At 52.8% G+C, this 354-nt stretch carries 2 protein-coding genes; both read left to right on the top strand.

What is annotated here, in order from left to right; genetic code table 11:
* The coding region (gpU, locus tag ATB02_RS25920) for a phage tail terminator protein (RefSeq protein ID WP_105272420.1) at positions 1-279 on the top strand (279 nt) is incomplete at its 5' end.
* 10 nt (positions 280-289) lie between these two features.
* On the top strand, positions 290-354 hold a 65-nt coding region (locus ATB02_RS26850), incomplete at its 3' end, for a hypothetical protein (protein ID WP_241957656.1).

Below are 354 nucleotides of genomic sequence, written 5' to 3'. Positions count from 1 at the left end.
GCGGTGTGGCTGAGTGATGCTCAGTACACCGGAAAAATGACGGATGAAGATGACTGGCAGGCTGTTCTGCATATTGCCGTCTTCATCCGGGCACAGGCACCGGATTCAGAGCTGGATATGTGGATGGAGAGCACCATTTTCCCGGCCCTGAATGATGTACCGGCACTTTCCGGACTCATCGACACCCTGATCCCACTCGGTTTTAACTATCAACGTGATAATGAGATGGCCACCTGGGCGATGGCGGAAATCACGTACCAGATCACGTACACGAATTAAGGAGGTGGCAATGACCACACCAAATCCACTGGCAAAAACGAAAGGTGCGGGAACGACGTTCTGGATGTACACCGG

This window comes from Escherichia sp. MOD1-EC5189 (assembly GCF_002966045.1).
In the GTDB taxonomy this organism is placed as follows: Bacteria; Pseudomonadota; Gammaproteobacteria; order Enterobacterales; family Enterobacteriaceae; genus Escherichia; species Escherichia coli_F.
This window is presented reverse-complemented; position numbering and strand designations above follow the sequence as displayed.